At 50.5% G+C, this 513-nt stretch carries 2 protein-coding genes; both read left to right on the forward strand.

Going from position 1 to position 513, the window contains the following annotated elements; all coding sequences use genetic code 11:
• A partial coding sequence (locus ACFRAK_RS28375) for a sensor histidine kinase (protein ID WP_394573097.1) occupies positions 1-293 on the forward strand: 293 nt, incomplete at its 5' end.
• A partial coding sequence (locus ACFRAK_RS28380) for a response regulator (protein ID WP_394573098.1) occupies positions 265-513 on the forward strand: 249 nt, incomplete at its 3' end. The genes ACFRAK_RS28375 and ACFRAK_RS28380, both read left to right, overlap by 29 nt.

A 513-nucleotide genomic window follows, 5' to 3' on the forward strand; every position in this document is an offset into this window, starting at 1 on the left:
GCATACGGGTTCTTGTCTCCGTAAGCGAAGACAGGATTCATGTGTCGACCGTGGATAATGGGGCAGGCATTTCAGCAGAAAGACTGGAGATGATCGATGGTTTTCTGAATGATTCCGATGAGGCGGATGGCGGCAGAATCGGCCTGCGGAATGTACATGTAAGGTTGCAACTCACGTATGGCCCGGAAGCGGGCCTGACCATCTACAGTGATCCGGGAATAGGAACCCGGATTGATTTCAGTATTCCGACAGGAGGAGAGAATGATGATGAACGTGCTAATCGTGGACGATGAACCTAAACTTCGCGAGGGTCTGAAAAGTATTGTGTCTTGGCATGAGTTGGGCTATCAAGTCGTGGATACGGCAGCTAACGGAACCGAAGCGTTAGAGAAGCATCGGCTGTATTCACCGGATCTCATGTTGATCGATATACGAATGCCGGGCATGGACGGACTCCAACTGATCGAAGCCATCAGGGCGAAGGATCCCCATATTCATCTCTTGATTCTGAGT

The sequence above is a fragment of the Peribacillus sp. NPDC056705 genome, from assembly GCF_043656335.1.